Annotated in this window: 9 protein-coding genes; 2 read left to right on the plus strand and 7 right to left on the minus strand. The window is 38.7% G+C overall.

Features of this window, described 5'->3' with window-relative positions; translation table 11 throughout:
* Positions 1 to 23: 23 nt before the first annotated feature.
* The 3 genes from ACXACQ_RS21405 to ACXACQ_RS21415 form a co-directional block, all read right to left on the minus strand.
* Positions 24 to 7,349, minus strand: a complete 7,326-nt coding sequence (locus ACXACQ_RS21405) for an SDR family NAD(P)-dependent oxidoreductase (protein WP_474978043.1) — start codon at positions 7,347 to 7,349, stop codon at positions 24 to 26.
* A 723-nt stretch (positions 7,350 to 8,072) separates the two neighbouring features.
* Positions 8,073 to 11,126 carry a two-component regulator propeller domain-containing protein gene (locus ACXACQ_RS21410; RefSeq protein ID WP_474978044.1) on the minus strand — a complete coding sequence of 1,018 codons (3,054 nt, stop codon included), beginning with the start codon at positions 11,124 to 11,126 and terminating at the stop codon, positions 8,073 to 8,075.
* A 459-nt stretch (positions 11,127 to 11,585) separates the two neighbouring features.
* Positions 11,586 to 14,819 carry a TIM-barrel domain-containing protein gene (locus ACXACQ_RS21415; protein WP_474978045.1) on the minus strand — a complete coding sequence of 1,078 codons (3,234 nt, stop codon included), beginning with the start codon at positions 14,817 to 14,819 and terminating at the stop codon, positions 11,586 to 11,588.
* A 342-nt stretch (positions 14,820 to 15,161) separates the two neighbouring features.
* Here ACXACQ_RS21415 and ACXACQ_RS21420 point away from each other — a divergent pair, with 342 nt between their 5' ends.
* Complete coding sequence (locus ACXACQ_RS21420) at positions 15,162 to 15,980, plus strand: alpha/beta fold hydrolase (RefSeq protein WP_474978046.1); 819 nt, start codon at positions 15,162 to 15,164, stop codon at positions 15,978 to 15,980.
* Positions 15,981 to 16,190: 210 nt separating this feature from the next.
* A complete protein-coding gene (locus tag ACXACQ_RS21425; RefSeq protein ID WP_474978047.1) occupies positions 16,191 to 16,451 on the plus strand; it encodes a hypothetical protein in 261 nt (86 codons plus the stop codon).
* A gap of 22 nt (positions 16,452 to 16,473) precedes the next feature.
* Here the strand turns inward: ACXACQ_RS21425 and ACXACQ_RS21430 are convergent, their stop codons facing one another.
* The 4 genes from ACXACQ_RS21430 to ACXACQ_RS21445 all read right to left on the minus strand — a co-directional run bounded on the left by ACXACQ_RS21430 (position 16,474) and on the right by ACXACQ_RS21445 (position 18,432).
* Entirely contained in the window at positions 16,474 to 17,133 is a 660-nt protein-coding gene (locus ACXACQ_RS21430) for a ClpP family protease (protein WP_474978048.1), read from the minus strand.
* A 3-nt stretch (positions 17,134 to 17,136) separates the two neighbouring features.
* Positions 17,137 to 17,406: a hypothetical protein gene (locus tag ACXACQ_RS21435; RefSeq protein WP_474978050.1), complete on the minus strand. Its 270-nt coding sequence runs from the start codon at positions 17,404 to 17,406 to the stop codon at positions 17,137 to 17,139.
* Complete coding sequence (locus ACXACQ_RS21440) at positions 17,387 to 17,926, minus strand: RNA polymerase sigma factor (protein WP_474978051.1); 540 nt, start codon at positions 17,924 to 17,926, stop codon at positions 17,387 to 17,389. The genes ACXACQ_RS21435 and ACXACQ_RS21440 overlap by 20 nt, the downstream gene beginning before the upstream one ends.
* A 311-nt stretch (positions 17,927 to 18,237) precedes the next feature.
* The gene (locus tag ACXACQ_RS21445) at positions 18,238 to 18,432 is read right to left on the minus strand and encodes a cold-shock protein (RefSeq protein ID WP_474978052.1); all 195 of its coding nucleotides are present in this window, start codon (positions 18,430 to 18,432) and stop codon (positions 18,238 to 18,240) included.
* Positions 18,433 to 18,517: the final 85 nt, after the last annotated feature.

Raw genomic sequence — 18,517 nt, forward strand, 5'->3', positions numbered from 1 at the left:
TTTTGATTAAAGGCTCTGAAAAATTATTCTGCCATTATAAGCACCTGGCTATCGCGACCGTATTTAATTTCATTGATGAAGGTTTCCATACCTTCTTCCAATGGAATAAGTGCGATCCCTCTACGCTCATACTCTCGTGCCAATGTAGGTGACACCATGCCTGCCCCTTTCCAAGGCCCCCAGTTAATAGAGATTACTTTTCCTTTAAATTTCTCTTTTAACTCCCATGCATAAATGTCGAGTACACTGTTTGCAGCAGCATAATCTGTTTGCCCTTTATTACCATACACTGAAGCCACACTTGAGAACAATACCACAAACTGAACATCATCTTGTAGTTTCTCAGCCAACACTCTTATAGGTGTTACTTTAGTGGTAAATACTCTTTCAAAAGATTCAGGGGTTTTGTCTTGGAACAACTTATCTTCCAATAAACCAGCTCCATGAATTACACCATCTATACGACCATGCTTTTCATAAAGCCCATCTAACAAACCTCCCAGACTACTCTCATCTCTTAGGTCGATGGCATGATAAGCCACATTAGCTCCATTAGCTTCCAAGGATCTGATAGTGCCTAAAATTTGATTTCTCTTGAATAGTTTTTGTGCTTTAGCTTCTATTTCAGCTGGCTTTTTAAATTCACCTTGCTGTATAAGTGCTTTTTTGATTTCATCTTTGGTAGCTAAGAAAGTAAATGCATCTTCTGCTTCCTCTCTCGGATCTGCCGATCTTCCCACCAAAACATAGTTACAAGGATATTCTCTGGAGAAGCGAATCATCATTTCGGCTGTGATTCCCTGCGCACCTCCTAATACTAATATTACAGAGTCTTTATCAAGAGCTACCTCTGGTGAAGTGCCACTGGTAAGTTCCGTTGGCACAAGTTCAAAGGCCTGTCTTTTATCATCTTGGTAGAATACCTCAATGAGGTTATCTTTTAGCAATAATTCGTTAAGCACAACACCCGCAGTATCTTCCGCTGATAATGGACTTCCCAAATTAATGGTTCTACATCTGGTTTGAGGCCACTCTTTATTTAAGCTCTTTAGGAATCCGCTATAACCTTGGAAGTTCCTAAGCATCTTAATGTCTTTAGACGTATTAAAATGACCTTTTAAGTCAGACACAGCGTAAACCCACTTAGCTTTTTCAGGATCAAGCTTTTTCGTAAGGGTTACAAAGTCAATGATATGAGGTCGTTTTGAAGATTCAAAAATATCTAACAATATTAGACCATCATAAGCCTTTAACTCTTGTATATCTGTTACTATATCTACCGTGGCGCCATTATTTTCTAACAATGCCTTTACTGCAATGGCTATATCTCCTCCATCATCAGTAACGGCCAGTCGCTGACCTTTCAGTGCACCGCTATCAGTATCAGTTTGTTCAGGTATAGACAATTTTACCATTAACCTGATGATTTTTTCCTTAAGACCGGTTTTCTTAGGAATATCTGCTGCCTGCATAGCATTGCCATTGCTAGCAACAGGTGCAGGTTTTACTTCTGCTGATACTGTAACCGCTTCTGCTAACCATCCTACAAGACCCTGTAAGGTTTTGATTCCAGCCAGCTCTTCGATAAGCGCCTCCTCAGATTTATCCGTTTTCTTAAAGCCACCTAATTTGGTACGTAACTCACTGATGATCTCCATCCTCTTGATAGAATCGATACTTAAATCGGCCTCTAAGTCCATTTCCATACCCAACATCTCATCAGGATAACCGGTTTTATCACTGATAATCCCTATCAATAAAGCTTTGATCTTATCTACAGTCCAAGCCTCCCCTGCAGAAGGAGCAGCTTCAGCAACTGGGGTTTGAATTACCTCTGCCTTCACGTCAGTTTTTACTCTATCGTTTAGCCAGTTTACCAAACCATTTAAGGTTTTTATAGCTGCTAGTTCTTCTACTAGCTGTTCTTCAGTTTTATTAGTTTGGCTAAAACCTCCCAACTTGGATTTCAGGTCTCCAATAATCTCCATTCGTTTGATAGAATCGATACTTAAATCAGCCTCCAAATCCATGTCCATGCCAAGCATATCTTCCGGGTATCCGGTTTTCTCACTTACTATATCTATGAGTGTGCCCTTTATATCGGTATTAGTAGTACTTGAAGCCACCTGCTCAGTAGCAACAGCCGCCACATTGCTAACAGGTGTTTGCTCTACGTTCGCCACGATCCAATCTACCAGACCTTTTAAAGTCTTTATTCCTGCTAATTCTTCGATTAAAGCCTCTTCACTTTTTCCTGCTGTTTTAAATCCGCCCAATTTCACTTTCAGCTCACCGGTAATTTCCATTCGTTTGATAGAATCGATACTAAGGTCAGCCTCCATATCCATATCCATGCCCAACATATCTTTAGGGTAGCCAGTTTTTTCACTAACAATATCCATCAGAATAGTTTTTATTGAATCTGGTGTAATGCTCACTTGAGCTTGTACTGGCTGTGGAGCAGCCTTAGACTCAGGTGCCGAAGCTGCCGCCACAGGAATATTTATCTGCGGACTAGGAGCACTTGGCATTTGAGGTGTATGCCCTAAATAACCGAGAATCACATCTCTCTGAGCATCTACCATGCTCTTGACATTATTAAGGTAGTCTTGCACTAATTTTTCAGTACCAGCACTTGCTATTGGTGCTGCAGGCATACTGCCCCCAGCCGTCAACTTTATTTGTTTAGTGATTGGCTTAGCTCCATGTGCTGGCAATTTACCATGAGCAGGAACTGAATAATGGCCATTCACATACCAAAGTGCTTTACTCTTAGCATATTTAGAAGGCTCAGAAAGCTCCATATTTACTGCTTCTCTGCCGTCAAAAAGATAACTTAGATCTACGTCTCTTCCTGTAGCAATATATTGTGCCACAGCATTTAATAAGTGCTGCACGCCTTCCCCAGCAATACCATCGGTAGTGATGAGCAATTCATCTTTGCCCAAAGTATTTTTCACTAAAGATGATAATACTTTGCCTGGCCCCACCTCTACAAATATTCTGGCACCATCGGCATACATCTTTTCTACTTGCTCATAGAACTTAACGGGCATCACCAAATGATCCGCCAGCCTATCTTTAATCTCCTGAGGAGCGGTAGGGTATAATGCCGCAGTAGTATTAGACCATACATCTAAAGTAGGAGCTGCAAAATTGTAATGTTTTAATTCTTCTGTGTATAGATTTTTGGCTCCGGCCAATAATGGACTGTGAAATGCACATGCCACCGGTATTAATCTACTTGATATATTTTGAGCTTTTAGTTTCTCTGCAAAAGCATGCACTTTCTCAGTAGCACCTGCAAGCACTTGCTGCTTTGGAGAATTTAAATTCACAACATAAACTCCTTCTTCTCCTTTTAGCAAAGGAATCAATTCTTGCTCTGAAAGCCCTACAGCTAGCATAGTGCCCGGATCACCATCAATGGCACTAAGTATGGAATTAGCTCTGGCCTTACTTAATTCCACAAGGCTTGTTTTATCTATTACATTAGCAAAGCATAATGCCGGCAATTCACCATAACTATGGCCTGCCACCATATCAGGCTCTATGCCTAATTTTCTTAAGAAATTAGCAATGGCATAGTCTACCACCCCTAATAATGGCTGCGCATTGCGAGTATCCTTTATCTCTTCGGTTTGTTTTTGCTTCAGTTGACCATCAAAAACAGTGCTTGGGAATAGCACTTTTTGCAACTCGGGCTGATCGGCCAACAATTCGCGCATTTCAGGGAAAGCCACAAAGAGCTCTCTCGCCATATTTACTTTTTGACTGCCCTGACCTGGGAAAACAAACGCCAGTTTACCTTCTTTCGCTTCTGTTTTATAAACTCCCTTGGTAGCTACTCCTCTGCTGGTTATTTCTAGTTTATTTACTAAATCACCAGCATCTTCAGCTACTATAGTTAACTGTATTTTTTTATCTGACTGTGTAGCTAGGCTAAAGGCAATATCTCTAAGAGAAACATTCTCATTTTGATCTAAAATATCCTTTACCGTAGAGGCAATAGCTATAGCTTCTTCATAATTATCACCTCTGAATACGAACAGTTCTGCCGGCCACTGTTTTAATGCAGACGCCTGCGACACTTCACTTTTATGAGACTCCAGTACAGCATGGAAGTTAGTACCCCCAAAGCCAAATGCACTGATACCAGCCACCCTTCTTTTATCTGTCCATATTCCCGCCTGTGTGTTAAAGGCAAAAGGACTAGAATTTTGCTTATAGAATGGGTTCGGATTTTCTAATTGAATGGTAGGAGGTTTTACTCCATGATGCAATGCCAAGGCAGTTTTAATAAGCCCAGCAATACCTGCAGCACATTTAGTATGACCTATTTGAGTTTTTACTGAGCCAAGGTGTGTCTGATTAACAGTAGCACCCGCCTGAAGCATCAAATCTGTTAATGCACTGATTTCAGTTTTATCACCTACAACAGTACCTGTACCATGTGCCTCTATTAAGCCCGCGTCAGCAGGAGAAATACCTGCACTTTCGTAAGCTCTTTCTAACGCTTTCACCTGCCCTACTCTGCGCGGTGCGGTAAGACCAAGACTTTTTCCATCACTAGATCCTCCAACTCCTTTAATAACAGCATACACCTTATCACCATCGGCCTCTGCATCTTCTAAGCGTTTAAGTGCTACCACGGCTACACCCTCGCCTAAAGCAATACCATCTGCATCTTTGTCAAAGGTCTTACACCTTCCTTTGCGAGATAACGCATGCGTGCTACTAAACATCAAGTAGTCATTAATACCATTGTGGAGGTCTACACCACCAGCCAATACCATTTCAGACTTACCTAAAATCAATTCCTGGCAAGCAAGATCTACTGCAGCCAATGAAGAAGCACATGCTGCATCTACAGTATAATTTCTACCGCCTAAATCCAATCGGTTGGTAATTCTACCCGAGATCACATTAGCCAAAACACCAGGAAATGAATCTTCCGTCATTTTTGGCAGTAGCTCATCTACCTCTTTAGGTATCTCGCCAAATATTTGAGGGAATAAACATCTGAAACCATAGCTAGTAGCCAAGTCGTTTCCTCCCTCGGCTCCAAAAATTACGGAAATATCTTCTTTATTAACTCCTTCATCAGCGTAGCCAGCATCTTCTAATGCCTTTTTAGCCACCAACAAACTTAGTAATTGAGTTGGTTCTATAGCTGCTAATGATTGCGGAGGAATACCAAACTCTAATGGATCAAAATCTATCTTAGGAATAAACCCACCCCACTTAGAAGGTGTCTTCTCTCCGTTCATAGAATTAGGATCATAGTATAGGTCTTTGTTCCATCTTTCTTCTGGCACTTCTGTTACACAGTCTTTGCCCTGAAGGATATTTTTCCAATACTCATCTATATCTTTAGCTCCTGGGTAAATACAAGCCATACCCACAATAGCCACATCTAATGCCTTTTTATTTGTTTTAGGATACTCTGGCAGTGCGGCAGCTTCTATAATAGCCTTATTTGCAGTAGCTACATCTTCATGTAGCTCGGCCATACTCACCACTTTGTGGCGCAAAGCAGCTACCTCTCCTATCATATACATTCCTGTAGTTAATTGATCATCATTGCTAATTTCAACTAACTTATCGGCTTGTCTTTCTACACCTTTAGAGGCTATTCTTAACCTCCCCACATTTAAACTTTCAAGCTTAGCCCATATTTCTTTTTTATCCAGCCCTTCAGCCATTAATCTGGCTTTTTCCTGATTAAAGAAATCAGCAAATGGTGTATTTAAGCACCTGGTTTCATGTCCGGGAGCAGTTTCTAAAAGTACCGTATCGCTATGAGCCACCGCCTGACTTTGGAATTGCTCCAAAATAGCTCCATGTTTCACTGCTTCCTTAGTAAACAGATAACTGGTTCCCATCAACACGCCTATTTTAGCACCTTTGGCAGCTAATGGTGCGGCCATGGTAGCTATCATAGATGTTGAAAGTGCATCATGAATACCTCCGGCAAAAAGTATATTGAACTTTTCAGCGTCATCTTCTTGTAATAAGCGCTCTATTTGACGATCCCAAAGCACCAAACTGGACAAAGGACCTACGTGGCCTCCACATTCTCGACCTTCAAAAACGAAACCTGTTGCACCTTCTTTCAGGTACATGTCTAGCAGGCTAGTGCTGGGCACATGAAGGAACGTTTTTATACCTAACTCCTCTAATGGTTTGGCTTGTGACGGACGACCGCCAGCAATAAGCACCACAGGGGGTTTTGCCTCTTTTATATATCCTAGCTGCTCATCTCTCAACTCTTGTGGCGCAAAGCCTAAAATACCTACTCCCCAGGTTTTATTACCCGCTAGAGCTTTTGTATTTTCTATCATATCCACCGCTTTTTGTCCCTTTACTAAAGACAACGCAATGAACGGCAAACCTCCTTCTTCAGCAACAGCATTAGCAAATTCGGGTTCATCACTTACCCTAGTCATCGGCCCCTGTGCTATAGGATATTTTATATTAAATTCTTTGGCAAAGGCATTATCAGCACTGATCACATCCTGCACCTTTGCTTGTTTTACATGAGCATGTATAGCTTCATGCATTCCAAAAACCATTTTCTTAATGGTTTTAAACTTAGCCACCAAGTCTCTACTAATACTAATATCCTGACCAACGGGTAATAACCCTTTGTCTATTTCTTTACTGATCAAATATGGCTTGATATCATCTAATGTAGCCAACTCAGGCAGTTTAGGAGAATTTGGCCTAACCAATAACCTAAAGCCATCAATCACTCTGGTATCAGTACCATCAACCTTGGCTAACACATCTTTTGTAGCCTGTGGCAAACCACTTTCTGGAAATAATGCCAACTGACTATCGAGTACCACACCTGCAGCTCCTGCCATCATTAGAGCCGGAGCGGTATGTATGCCCATGCCTCCTTGTATAAAAAGAGGAGTATTGACCAAGTTTTTTATTCGTTGGAATAATATAAAAGAAGATTCGCTCCCTACATACCCGGCACCATCACTTCCTTTGATGATTATACCTTCAGGTTTCACTGATTCGGCATCAAGCGCCTCTTTTTCATTTCGCACTTGAATAAAGTGCTTCACCTCCTTAGGAACGGTAAGATTAAGAAATGCAGGAGAAATGAGAAGCTCTGCCTGTGCAGGCAATTCGATGTCTTGCGTTTCAGGAGAATTGATAATAACCCCAAAAGCTTTTTTTGTTTTTGATACAAGCGTGGTTAGCGCTGCCGTGGCTGCCTGTCTGTCGCTACCTAAATGCAATACAGGAAATGCTGTGCTTTTAAGTACGGACAGAACAAAATTGACATCAGGATACTCACAAGGAGTAACTGCGAGAATTTTGTACTGATTCATAGTTAGGTTGATTTAAGTTGGTCAATGGTTAGCTTATACAGTTTTTTTATTCATCAATAATTGAGTAGTGTTTATTCTTGTTAATACAGTGTTAACCGAACGAAATCATTCGGTAGGATACCTGAAATGCTGTGTCCATAATTAATCTGCATGAGGGTGGCTGATTAATAAGCCCAAACACAACACCAAGTCTATGGCGTATCATTATCACTAATTAAGTTGAAAAAAAGCTGAGATGGCATCTCGAAATGCAGGAACTGGCAGGTATGTAAGAATTTATTCTATTCTCATCAAAAAATAATATAAATGATATTTGACGGTCATTTTTGACAGCTTAACCACGCAAAAGGCACTAACTTTTTAAAAGCTGAATGTAAGAGAGAGTAGATATTTGCATTTATTAAAGTAAGATTTCAATAAATTTGGATTTTTATCAGTTACAAAGAATAAAATGCATGTAAAATATCGAAACACCTACAACAAAAAATAAAGACCTAAAAGAAAAAATTAACTTAACAATTAGTTAATACATCAAAAATAGACCCCAAAAACAAAAATAGTAGCCTCAATTACACCAAGTTACACCAAATTACACCCTAATTTTAAAAAAATAAAGAATTTAAAAATTTCAAAAAGTGTACGCACACGCACCCCTTCAATATCACTAATCTAATATAACAGGATTTTAACAGTAAGTACTTACAGGATTATTTAGGGCTGTATTTAAAACCTCATTACAAAATCATTCAAATAGGTGCCCTTATCTAGGTTTATTTTTTTTCTGATACGAGTTCTACTTACCCCTAAGCTTTCGGGGGTAATATTTAACATTCGCGCAATTTCTTTATTATCAAAGTTCATTCTGATAAATGCGCAAATTTTCAAATCTTTGTGGGTAAGCCTAGGGTAAGCTTCCATAAATCGCTTCAGAAAATCTTCGTGCAGTAAATTGAAGTTCTTTTCGAAGTATTCCCAGTTATCATTATTCTCTATATTCTGATCTATCTGGTCTATTATTTTCTTGATTTTCTTTTCGTAAGGAGATCCTTTCAATTCCTTTTCCACAGCCTTTAAACTATCACTCACATTTGAAAGCTCTTCACTTTTATGCATATTGTGCAATGTAGACGATGCCAGCTCTTTCTTTTTATGCTCAAGTTCTGCATCTAGTTTTTCATTTTTGAGCTTAATAATTTCTTGCTCCTGCATCAGCTTATCTGCATTATACTGGCGCACCACCTCACTCCTTTCAGAACTTAAGCGCCTTTTATAGAAATAAGCCAAACTGCCGAGAAGCAGCAGCGCAACAGCCACTTTAAATAATAGGGTGTTCCAAAAAGGTGGGGAGATATTTATTTTCAAGAGCTTATCCTTACTCCAATTACCTTCTCGTGTAGCAGCCTTCACTCTAAAGGTATATTCACCCGGATCAAGGTTCATATAGGTCGCTTTTCTACTATCAGCATGCGCATAATGCCATTCGGAATCAAAACCATCAAGCTTATAAGCATAATGATGCCTATCTTGAGAACTATAATACAAAGCCGAAAATTCTATGCTAAAAAGACTAGCTTCATAGGTCAGCTTCACCTGATCAGTATATGATATTGCCTTTCCGAGCATCTCTTTACCGGCTAATGAGTGAATAGATACTGTTTTATTAAAAATCTGAAAATCGGTAAACACCACCTCAGGCACGGTCTCCTGCAGCTTTATCTTTTCAGGATCAAAAATATCTACACCAAAATCACCCCCTAGCAAAAACTTGCCATCATGCAGCACATTAATGACATTAATGGCATATTCATTTTTCTTCAGCTCATAGGTTAAATCAATGTTTACAAACTCTTCGGTTTTCAAATTAAACTTAGTAATTCCATCGATAGAACATAGCCAAAGATTATTATCCTTATCAGGAACCATATCCAACACCAGGTTAATATCCACATTGGCCAGCTGGTTGTAAAATTTAATTTTATTGGTTCTGGGGTTAAATTTCATAATCCCTTGCCCATACGTACCCACCCAAAAAGTACCTGCCGGATCAGCGATTATTTTACTGGCATTCATGGCTCCGTAATGGTAAAACTCTTCCGTTTCAGGATCATATTTATCCAGTGATTTTTCTGTCCCTATCCACAGGTCATCATTTTTATCAATATAAATATCCCAGATCTTATCAGAGGAGATAGTAGAGGAATCAGACATAGAATGCCGATAATGCTTAAACTGTGCCGCCTCAGGGTTTTCTTTAGCGTATTCATTGCTATCGAGCCTATTAAGCCCTGTTTCCCAAGTACCCACCCAAATGGTACCATGACTATCTTCCGCTATAGCATAAACCCCTTTAGCATCTAAACTGTAAGGATTGGTAGCTTTGTGCCTATAGTACATAAGCTTGCCATTGCTCCTCTTATAATAATAAAGTCCTTCATCTGTACCAATCCATATATCCTTATGCCGGTCTTGATATATTTTTCTAATAGTAGTTGGTGGGTCTTCTTTCAAACGATCAAAAAGCTTGGTTTTTCCCGTTTCTCTATCCAAAATCTGTATCCCCCCCTCAACAGTCCCCAGCCACACTTCGCCATTGTCCATTTCGCAAACACTAGAAATTTGATTATTTACCAAAGACCTGGCTCCAGAATTAATTTCATAATGAGAAAACCCTTCTCTGGTAGGGTTCAAAATATTCACTCCTGCGCCAGAAGTCCCTATCCACAACAGGCCATTGCTATCTTCGAAAAGCGCCCACAGCAAATTATTCGAAATACTCAATGGATTTTCGCTATTGGTTAAAAAGGTACTGAAGGAATGGGTTTCTCTATCAAATAAACTTAAGCCACCTCCAAAGGTTGCAGCCCAAATTTTGCCATTGCTATCCTCTAAAACCGACCTTACTATTCCATTTCTAAGCGTCCCTTTTTTATTGTTACTGTATTTGTAAGCATGAAACCGCTCTGTAAACGGATCAAACTCACAGACTCCCCCACCCCATGTTGCCACCCAGAGTTTACCATATTTATCTTCAATTATATCATTTACTACATCGTCAGTTATGGCATACGGATCTTCATTATCCGGCATAAACTCCTTAAAGGTCTCGTTGGTTCTATCAAACTTTACCAAGCCACAATCTTCTGTGCCTATCCAAAATCTCCCATCTTTATCTACATAAAAATCATTAATTTTTTCACAAGGAAGTGGAGCCCCTTTGTCATTTCTAAAATGCCTAAACTCCTTGGTTTTCGGATCAAAACAATTGATACCGCCACCATAAGTACCTAACCAAATATATCCGTCTTCATCCTCATAGATGCACCTGACATTTTCATGACTTGGGCCTAATTCTGGGTGAATTTTATTAGGATAATAATTGGTGAAGCTATCTAATTCAGGATCATAATGGCTTAATCCACGCTCAGTGCCAAACCACAGGTCTTTATGACTATCTTCTTCAATACAATAAATAGTGTTATCAGCAATAAGGTTATATGGGTGGTGTGGAGGCACATTTCTATTAAATACCTTAAAATCATATCCATCATATCTATGCAAGCCCGCAAAGGTGCCGATCCAGATAAAGCCCTTAGAGTCTTGATTTATACACAGGACATTATCTCCCACTAAACCATCTTTAATAGAAAGGTTTCTAAAAGTAGGAGCAACAGTTTGAGCATTAGCAAGTCTTACGCTACAAAAGAACAGTAGTAAGATTAAAACCCGATAAATGCCATTTTTCCAGTTAAAAAAATTATTAACAGTGTAGTAGGTCAAAAGTATTTTTATTCAATTGGGAGCTTATTTTAACAAATTTTGAACAAATTAAAAACCTAATTTCCATAAGAAACCGATTTCACTTTTTCATAAATCACTTAATATGAATACGATACAAGTAAAACTCAATTCTCAAATTCCTTTTATTACCATTTTTAATCTTTAATAAAGCATCTTATACATCCGCCATCACAGGCTAAATACATATATTCCACATTTATTACAGAGCATAAAACCGGGTGACATTATCAAAAAAATTCAAAATTATATTCACTATAAGAGTTCGGTAGGCCGGCAATAATGTTTACCAAAATCCGCTAAACGATATTCTTCCTTTATGACAGCCCAATTACCTTAGAATATCATCTTATTATCATTGATGAATTGATTGATTCGTTAACCAATACAAGTTAGCTACAAAAGGGCTGAATCATGCGATTCAGCCCTTTTGATAGGTAATTACTTAGTATTCATATATAAGGGAAGCACATTTCTTCTTGATAGTGAACCAGACTCCAACTCGAGACTCAGCTGCTGGCCTCCTGCCCCTTGAAAATACCCTATTTTAACCTCATGATCTCCCTTCGACAGTTTCAGTGTTGCCTGTTTTTCTGTTGGCGAATGTGGACCATCATTATCTATAATTAAATTTCCATCAATAAATAACTTACTGCCATCATCTGACAAAAGATAAAAAGTATATTTTCCTTTTTCAGGCAAAGTTATGGTACCTGTAAACTGTGCTGCATAATTTCTATGCGTATCAGTCAAATCCTCTAGTTTCAGGTCGTGCGTAACTCCCTTTTTATCTGGATTTAGCTGATTAAAATCTGGCACTTGGTTAAAAGTTCCAGCATAAACAGCGTACTCCATACCTGTATTTTCATGATAAAATGTGGCCGATGCTACTGAACTACATGGCCCATCAGCACCTTCACAGGCAATAGCCTTAACTACCGTGGGTTGTTCTATTTTGATAGGAGCAACATATTGTGTTGACTTTCTGGTTGGCGTGGTTCCATCAACAGAAAAATAAATGATATTGTCACTTACAGTTTCAATGTCAACCATAGCCTTGCCTTCAAAAATATTAGACTGTCCTTTCGGTTGTATTTTTGGACTATCAGGAACCTCCCCAAATAGTTTCAGCAATTCATAGTAAGGGCCATAATCAGCATCTTCTTTAGAAATCTCTTGAAGGGTTAACACAGCCTTATTCCAGTTATCATTAAATTCATGAATTTGAGCTTCGCCAATATTTTCAGGAAAATATTCAAGGCGCTTACCGAATGTAGCAAGTGTCGCTATTGTTAAAGCATCGTATCTGCCTCTATCCCACTCATGTTTACCTCTAAAGTTGTCAAACTTCTGAATATACTTCAACTGACCTTTTATGCCTGACAACAGGTTTTGATCTGCATCAGGAAATTCAATTTCTACTTTTATAGATTTACTAACTGAAGATGAAGGAAGATAAACCCTCGTTTCCAAATTATCACCTGAATAACTCCAAGAACCTTCTTTATGCGATGAATTATAACTGTAAGCTTTTCCATTAACTAGCACCTTTTTGGGTAAAAAAGTATTAGGAAACCTTAGCTCATAAGCACGCGAACTTAACATGCCTGAAAAAGTGCCTTTTACAGGCTCAATAACAACACTGGTACTGGTTTCTTCACGCTGATATTTGATAGGAGTAAGTGCAAAAGCTCCTTTTTTATAATTATTATTGTTTCCTTCATCTTCATATAGAGTATACTCCCCTTTATCTCCAGGGTAGAAGTTGAGAATTAGCCTACTCACCACAGCACTATCTAACCTATCAGTTTTTGGCTGCATAGGCACAATAGAACCTGCTTTTATAAACACAGGCGTATCATCAATAGTAAAAGGCATTTCAAGTGATCTATCTCCGGCTAGCATAGTACCCGTACTCATTTCAAACCAATCTCCTTCTGGCAACCAAACCTTCTGCATTGTGTAAAGACTATCCTTACCCAAAGGTTTTGTAATGGGCGATACTAACATATTACGACCAAACATGTATTGATCTTTAAAATCATAAGCTTCTTGCTTATCGGGGTATTCGTAATACAATGGATGCACTATTGACACTCCACTTTCGTAACTATGATGAGCTTCTGTATAGATATAAGGTACCATGGCATACCTTAACCAATAGGCCTTTCTCATAACTTCAAAATATTCTAATGGATATGCCCAAATTCTACGTTCTAGCCAACTGCTGGCGGTGCAGTGCGTTCTAAATATTGGACTAAAAATACCCCACTGAATCCACCGGGTATACATCTCAGCTGAATTAGGATAGCCAAAATGCCCTCCAATATCATGGCTCCAATACCCGAAGCCTACATTGGCTGCTGTGGCTGTAAAGTAGGGTTGGTAAGCCAACGATTTCCAGGTATTGTATGTATCACCAGAAAAACCAATCTGGTATCTATGATTTCCCAAACCTCCCCAGCGATGAAAAATAAGTGGCCGCACCTTATTTTGGCGCTCCATATCACTATAATGAACGTAGTTGAGATAAAAGGTGGGGTTCACTCCAGGAATATTAGTACTACCCCACTGCTGCCAATCTAACCACCAAAAATCTATGCCGCTTTTCTCCATAGGGTGCAGCAATATATCCATATAGCTTTTTGCAAACTTTTTATCTGTAATATCAAAAGGCACGTATTTTTTTGTGGCTGGGTTAATCCCCATAGCTTTGGCCATCTGCGGATACTCCTTTTCATATGGCTGAACACCCGATGCCGGATGTAGATTTAAACATGTTTTTAAATTTTGATCGTCAGTCCATTTCAAGAATTTATCAGGATCAGGAAAATAATGAGTATCCCATGTGTAGCCCGTCCAACCATAAGGTTGCCCAGCTTGATCTGGCTGCAGCTGGCCATTTTTAAAGAACTCTGGCAACACCCTGATATGCCAATCAATATCTATCACCAGCACATCTAATGGCACATCATGCGTATCAAATTCATCGACCAACTCTCTAAACTGCACATCGGTATACTCTCTATATCGAGACCACCACGCACCAAATGCAAAACGAGGCGGCATAGCAATCTTACCCGCTACAGCGGTGTAGTCTTTTAATGCTGCCTTGTAATCATCTCCATACATGAAGAGATAAAAATCCTGAACCTTATCATTTTTTCTAGCCATTACCCACTGCCAATCAGAATTATCAAAAAGAGGCCTTTCCGAGTCATCAATCATCATCCAACCATCTCTAGATATAATACCTTGCTCTAAACCTTCTCTAGGTGCGCCATTGGCCTGGTCTAACGTGCGTGTGGTTCCCAGCAAGTTGCCCTCATTTTTTTTACCCGGCTGCCACAAAATAGATGCATCTCCATTTTTATAAGTTACTTTTAGGTTTTCGGTTGTAAACTTTCCCGAGCCTTCTTCATAGGTAAGCTCTAAAAATTCTGTTGTAATAACCAACTTTCCATTTTCTTGCTTTTGCGCGAACTCTGGCACCTCTACTTTCCGGTTAACAAACGTTAAAGAGGCATTATCTACAAACTGCTTTTTAGCTGACCATTCCATTCTTATTAACCTGGGGGTTAACACTGTAAAGCGAGCACTTCCAGAAGTTACTATGGCTTTAGGGTTGGCTACAGGGTCGTACTCCTGCGCATGTACTGCGAGTATTACATTCATAATACAGGCAATGATTAAAAGGATTTTTTTATTCATGATAGATAAGTAATTATTGATAAAGATCACTGCCAAGCAGGCAGCACTACTCCTGAAAAAATAGTCAACAACAGTAATAGAAGTTTTCAGGAGACATCATTAAATCGATTTATCACTTAAATTAGATAGTTATTTATTCATATCCTAATTTAACAGGCCATGTAAAAATTTGTGTCAGAACACCCGGTAACATCCTTAAAAAACTCAAAAATTTTCCTACTTTAAAGCTCTGTCATTAGACTACAATAGTCACCCAAAGAGGAAAGCATTATGAGCTTTTGAAAAAACCAACATGATTTGAATCAAATGAAAAACTGGATACTTAAGAATAGCTTCGACTTTAAAGGAAGAAAAATTAGCTGGGACACAAAAGGGGATGGAACACCCCTAATCATTGTACATGGAACCCCATGGTCATCATTTAACCTAAGGCATTTGATTAATGGTTTATCAACTCAATACAAAGTATACTATTATGACTTACTTGGGTATGGCCAGTCAGATAAGTCTGCCGGAGATGTGTCCCTTGGTATTCAAAATGAAGTTTTAGCTTCGCTCATAGACTATTGGCAACTCGAAAACCCTATAGCAATAGGTCATGACTTTGGAGGCACTACTGTATTGAGAACTCATTTAATTAATAAGAAATCATATCAAAAATTAATAGTTATTGATCCTGTGGCCATTTCCCCTTGGGGTTCTCCGTTTTTCAAGCACGTAAACAAACATGAAAGTGCATTTGCTGGCATGCCCGACTACATACACGAAGCGGTGGTAGAAACATACATCAAAACCGCAGCCTATAACAAACTTAATCATGATACAATAGAAGGAATTATTGAGCCCTGGCGAGGCGAGAAAGGCAAAGCGGCCTTTTATAGACAAATCGCCCAAGCTGATTCAAAGTACACCGATGAGATTCAAAAAATTTATAACCACATTAAAATACCTACGCTGATACTATGGGGAGAAAGTGATGAATGGATTCCGATTGAAAAAGCACACGAATTACATGAATTAATCTCTGGGAGTAAGTTAAAAACCATACCTGAAAGTGGCCACTTAGTGATTGAAGAAAAATATGATGACTTACTTATTGAAATTCAACAATTCCTAAATAACTAACCTCATAACTCAAGGGAAGCGCAATTAGATAACAAAAATTAAAATAAATAAGGCTATTTATCTAAATGATACATGACTTTAAAGCTGCCCTAAAGAGACTAAACGTGCCTAAGAGCAGCTATAAGTCATTGAAAGAAAAGACTAAGCACACACTTTACATTCTACTGAAAGAGTCTTACATTTAATTAAATCAAAAAAGTACTATTTCATATGATGAACCAGTCATTTAACCAACTAGTAACTTATACTAATAAACTTCAAAGAGACTCTTTAGAATTAAGGTCAAAGATAACTTCAATCGTTCTATTTATGGACTATGACCAACAACTAAGCGCAGATGAAAAGCAGTGCATTACTACCATAACTGACCTTATAAAGACAAAATCAGATGAGTTAGTAGAAGTAGAACAACAATTAAAACAAGTACTAACCAAACTGGCAGACAAAAAGCCTGATAGCTCCTTAATTTAAAACAAGAGTAAAACACCCGCCATCAGCCCTTTACTGAATCGCCATATAAGCTTACTTCAGCATCTATATTGTTCATTTTAATGAGATTTGAGGTGTCTCCCAGCACTTCATCTACAAAACCATAGGCCTTTGCTTCTAGTGCATTCATAAATTTATCTCTCCGAAAGAGTTCTTCTATTTCCTGCCAAGTGTGTCCACTATGCTTTCCCATTAATTGAAATAATTGAGCTTGCAGTCGCTCTTGTTCACGCGTGGCTATCCTTACATCTTCAGTATAACCTTTGGCTCCTCCACTTGTAGGATGCTGGTGTATGGTGGCCTGCGCCAAAGCATACCTCTTGCCTTTAGCACCAGAAGTCAATAATGCTGTGCCCATGCTTCCTGAAAAACCTACTGCCACGGTAGACACTGGCGCTGATATCATCTGCATAGCATCGTATATAGCCATACCTGCATACACAGAGCCACCTGGTGACTGAATATACATATCGATTTGCCGTGTAGCACTCTGGCTATTGAGATAAAGTAATTGAGCAACTACCAAATTGGCCACCTGATCATCAATGGCTGATCCTAGAAATATGATTCGTTCTTTTAGCAGCAAGCTAAAAATATCATAGGCTCGCTCTCCCCTACTGCTTTGGTCTATGACCATGGGAATTAAATTGGACTGAAAATTCATGCTTTAAAATTTAAAAATTGATCTTATGCGTTCTTGAAAAGACCGATAATGACTTGATTTGAAAACTTCATTTTCTACCACTTCGATTTCCTGCATTAACTTTTTACGCCCGTAAAGCTTTATCAACTCATATGATTTCGATTGGAGCATCACTTGTTCTTTAAAACCTTCGTCAATACAAGCCTTAGCTTCAGTTAGCAGCCTTTCTTCTGGCTTCCCTTTGCACAGCAAGAAATTTTCAATTTTCTCAATTTCAATTAAAGAAGTCCTCATAGCTCAATGATTTACTTTTAACCTCACTTCTGACCTTTTCCAAGCACTTGTATTTCTGCACTGTGGCCGATCTTTCGCTGGTGTAACCAAACTTATGAGCCATTTGCTGCATACTCAATTTTTCGTAATAAAACGCCTGAAGTAACTCCATACACTTTTCACCTGTTCGTTTTAGGCAAGCCAAGATCTTATTGGTTATGGGCTGCACTTCAAGTTCATCATCATCAGCCAGATCAACTTGGCTTAAATTTTCAAGTTTAGCTTGCTTAGCCACTTGCTTGAGCCAGCGGTTTTTAGCTATACCCAACAAATAAACTTTGTCCGACTTTTCTGGAATAAAGGGAGTAAATGCCAATTTCTCATAATAAAGCACTATAGCTTCCTGAAATACATCTTTCGCCTCCTCTAATCCTCCTCCATTTTTTTGGATATAGCTTGCTACAATAGGAAACACATCAATATACCACCCAGCAATCAGCTCGCTACGAGTAGGTGCTTTAACTTCTTCAATAACGGTCATATTCACTGTCTTTTAAATTAATGTTCCTTTTAGCTGAGTTATATCACCCAAAAGCTTCAATTATTTTTATAACTAGGAGCTCACTACAATAAAATTACGCACTGAAACGCAATATTATGTGCTGCGATACAACTATTAAAATAAATACGAAACAACTAACTATATGATTGTGGGTTAGCACTTATAACAAAGAAGAGATTCTTTAGTGCTTTGAATATGGCCATAGAGCACAGCCATTAGGGGAATAAATATAGAAGAAAAATAGGAAAGACACTTTACTAACAATAAAGTGCCTTTTGTCTTTAGGTAAATTAGTCTACCACTTCTACGTTGATAGCATTAACTCCTTTTTTACCTCTTTCCGTTTCAAACTGCACTCTATCATTCTCTCTGATCTCATCGATCAATCCTGAAACGTGTACAAATATATCTTCGTTTGAATTGTCTTCAGTAATAAAGCCGTAACCTTTGCTTTCATTAAAAAACTTTACTGTACCTTCTCTCATAATTATTTAGTTTTCAATTTATTAATTTTCCTTTTCTTAAATTATTTCCTCATTCTGATATATCTCCATCATCTATGACCTGAAT

The sequence above is a fragment of the Fulvivirga sp. AWR4_260 genome (assembly GCF_056158185.1).

Excerpts from the sequence above, each read along its gene's own strand:
- ACXACQ_RS21440 (WP_474978051.1), bottom strand. The coding sequence starts at position 17,926 with ATGACCGTTATTGAAGAAGTTAAAGCACCTACTCGTAGCGAGCTGATT.
- ACXACQ_RS21405 (WP_474978043.1), bottom strand. The coding sequence starts at position 7,349 with ATGAATCAGTACAAAATTCTCGCAGTTACTCCTTGTGAGTATCCTGAT.
- ACXACQ_RS21420 (WP_474978046.1), top strand. The coding sequence starts at position 15,162 with ATGAAAAACTGGATACTTAAGAATAGCTTCGACTTTAAAGGAAGAAAA.
- ACXACQ_RS21445 (WP_474978052.1), bottom strand. The coding sequence starts at position 18,432 with ATGAGAGAAGGTACAGTAAAGTTTTTTAATGAAAGCAAAGGTTACGGC.
- ACXACQ_RS21430 (WP_474978048.1), bottom strand. The coding sequence starts at position 17,133 with ATGAATTTTCAGTCCAATTTAATTCCCATGGTCATAGACCAAAGCAGT.
- ACXACQ_RS21435 (WP_474978050.1), bottom strand. The coding sequence starts at position 17,406 with ATGAGGACTTCTTTAATTGAAATTGAGAAAATTGAAAATTTCTTGCTG.
- ACXACQ_RS21425 (WP_474978047.1), top strand. The coding sequence starts at position 16,191 with ATGATGAACCAGTCATTTAACCAACTAGTAACTTATACTAATAAACTT.
- ACXACQ_RS21415 (WP_474978045.1), bottom strand. The coding sequence starts at position 14,819 with ATGAATGTAATACTCGCAGTACATGCGCAGGAGTACGACCCTGTAGCC.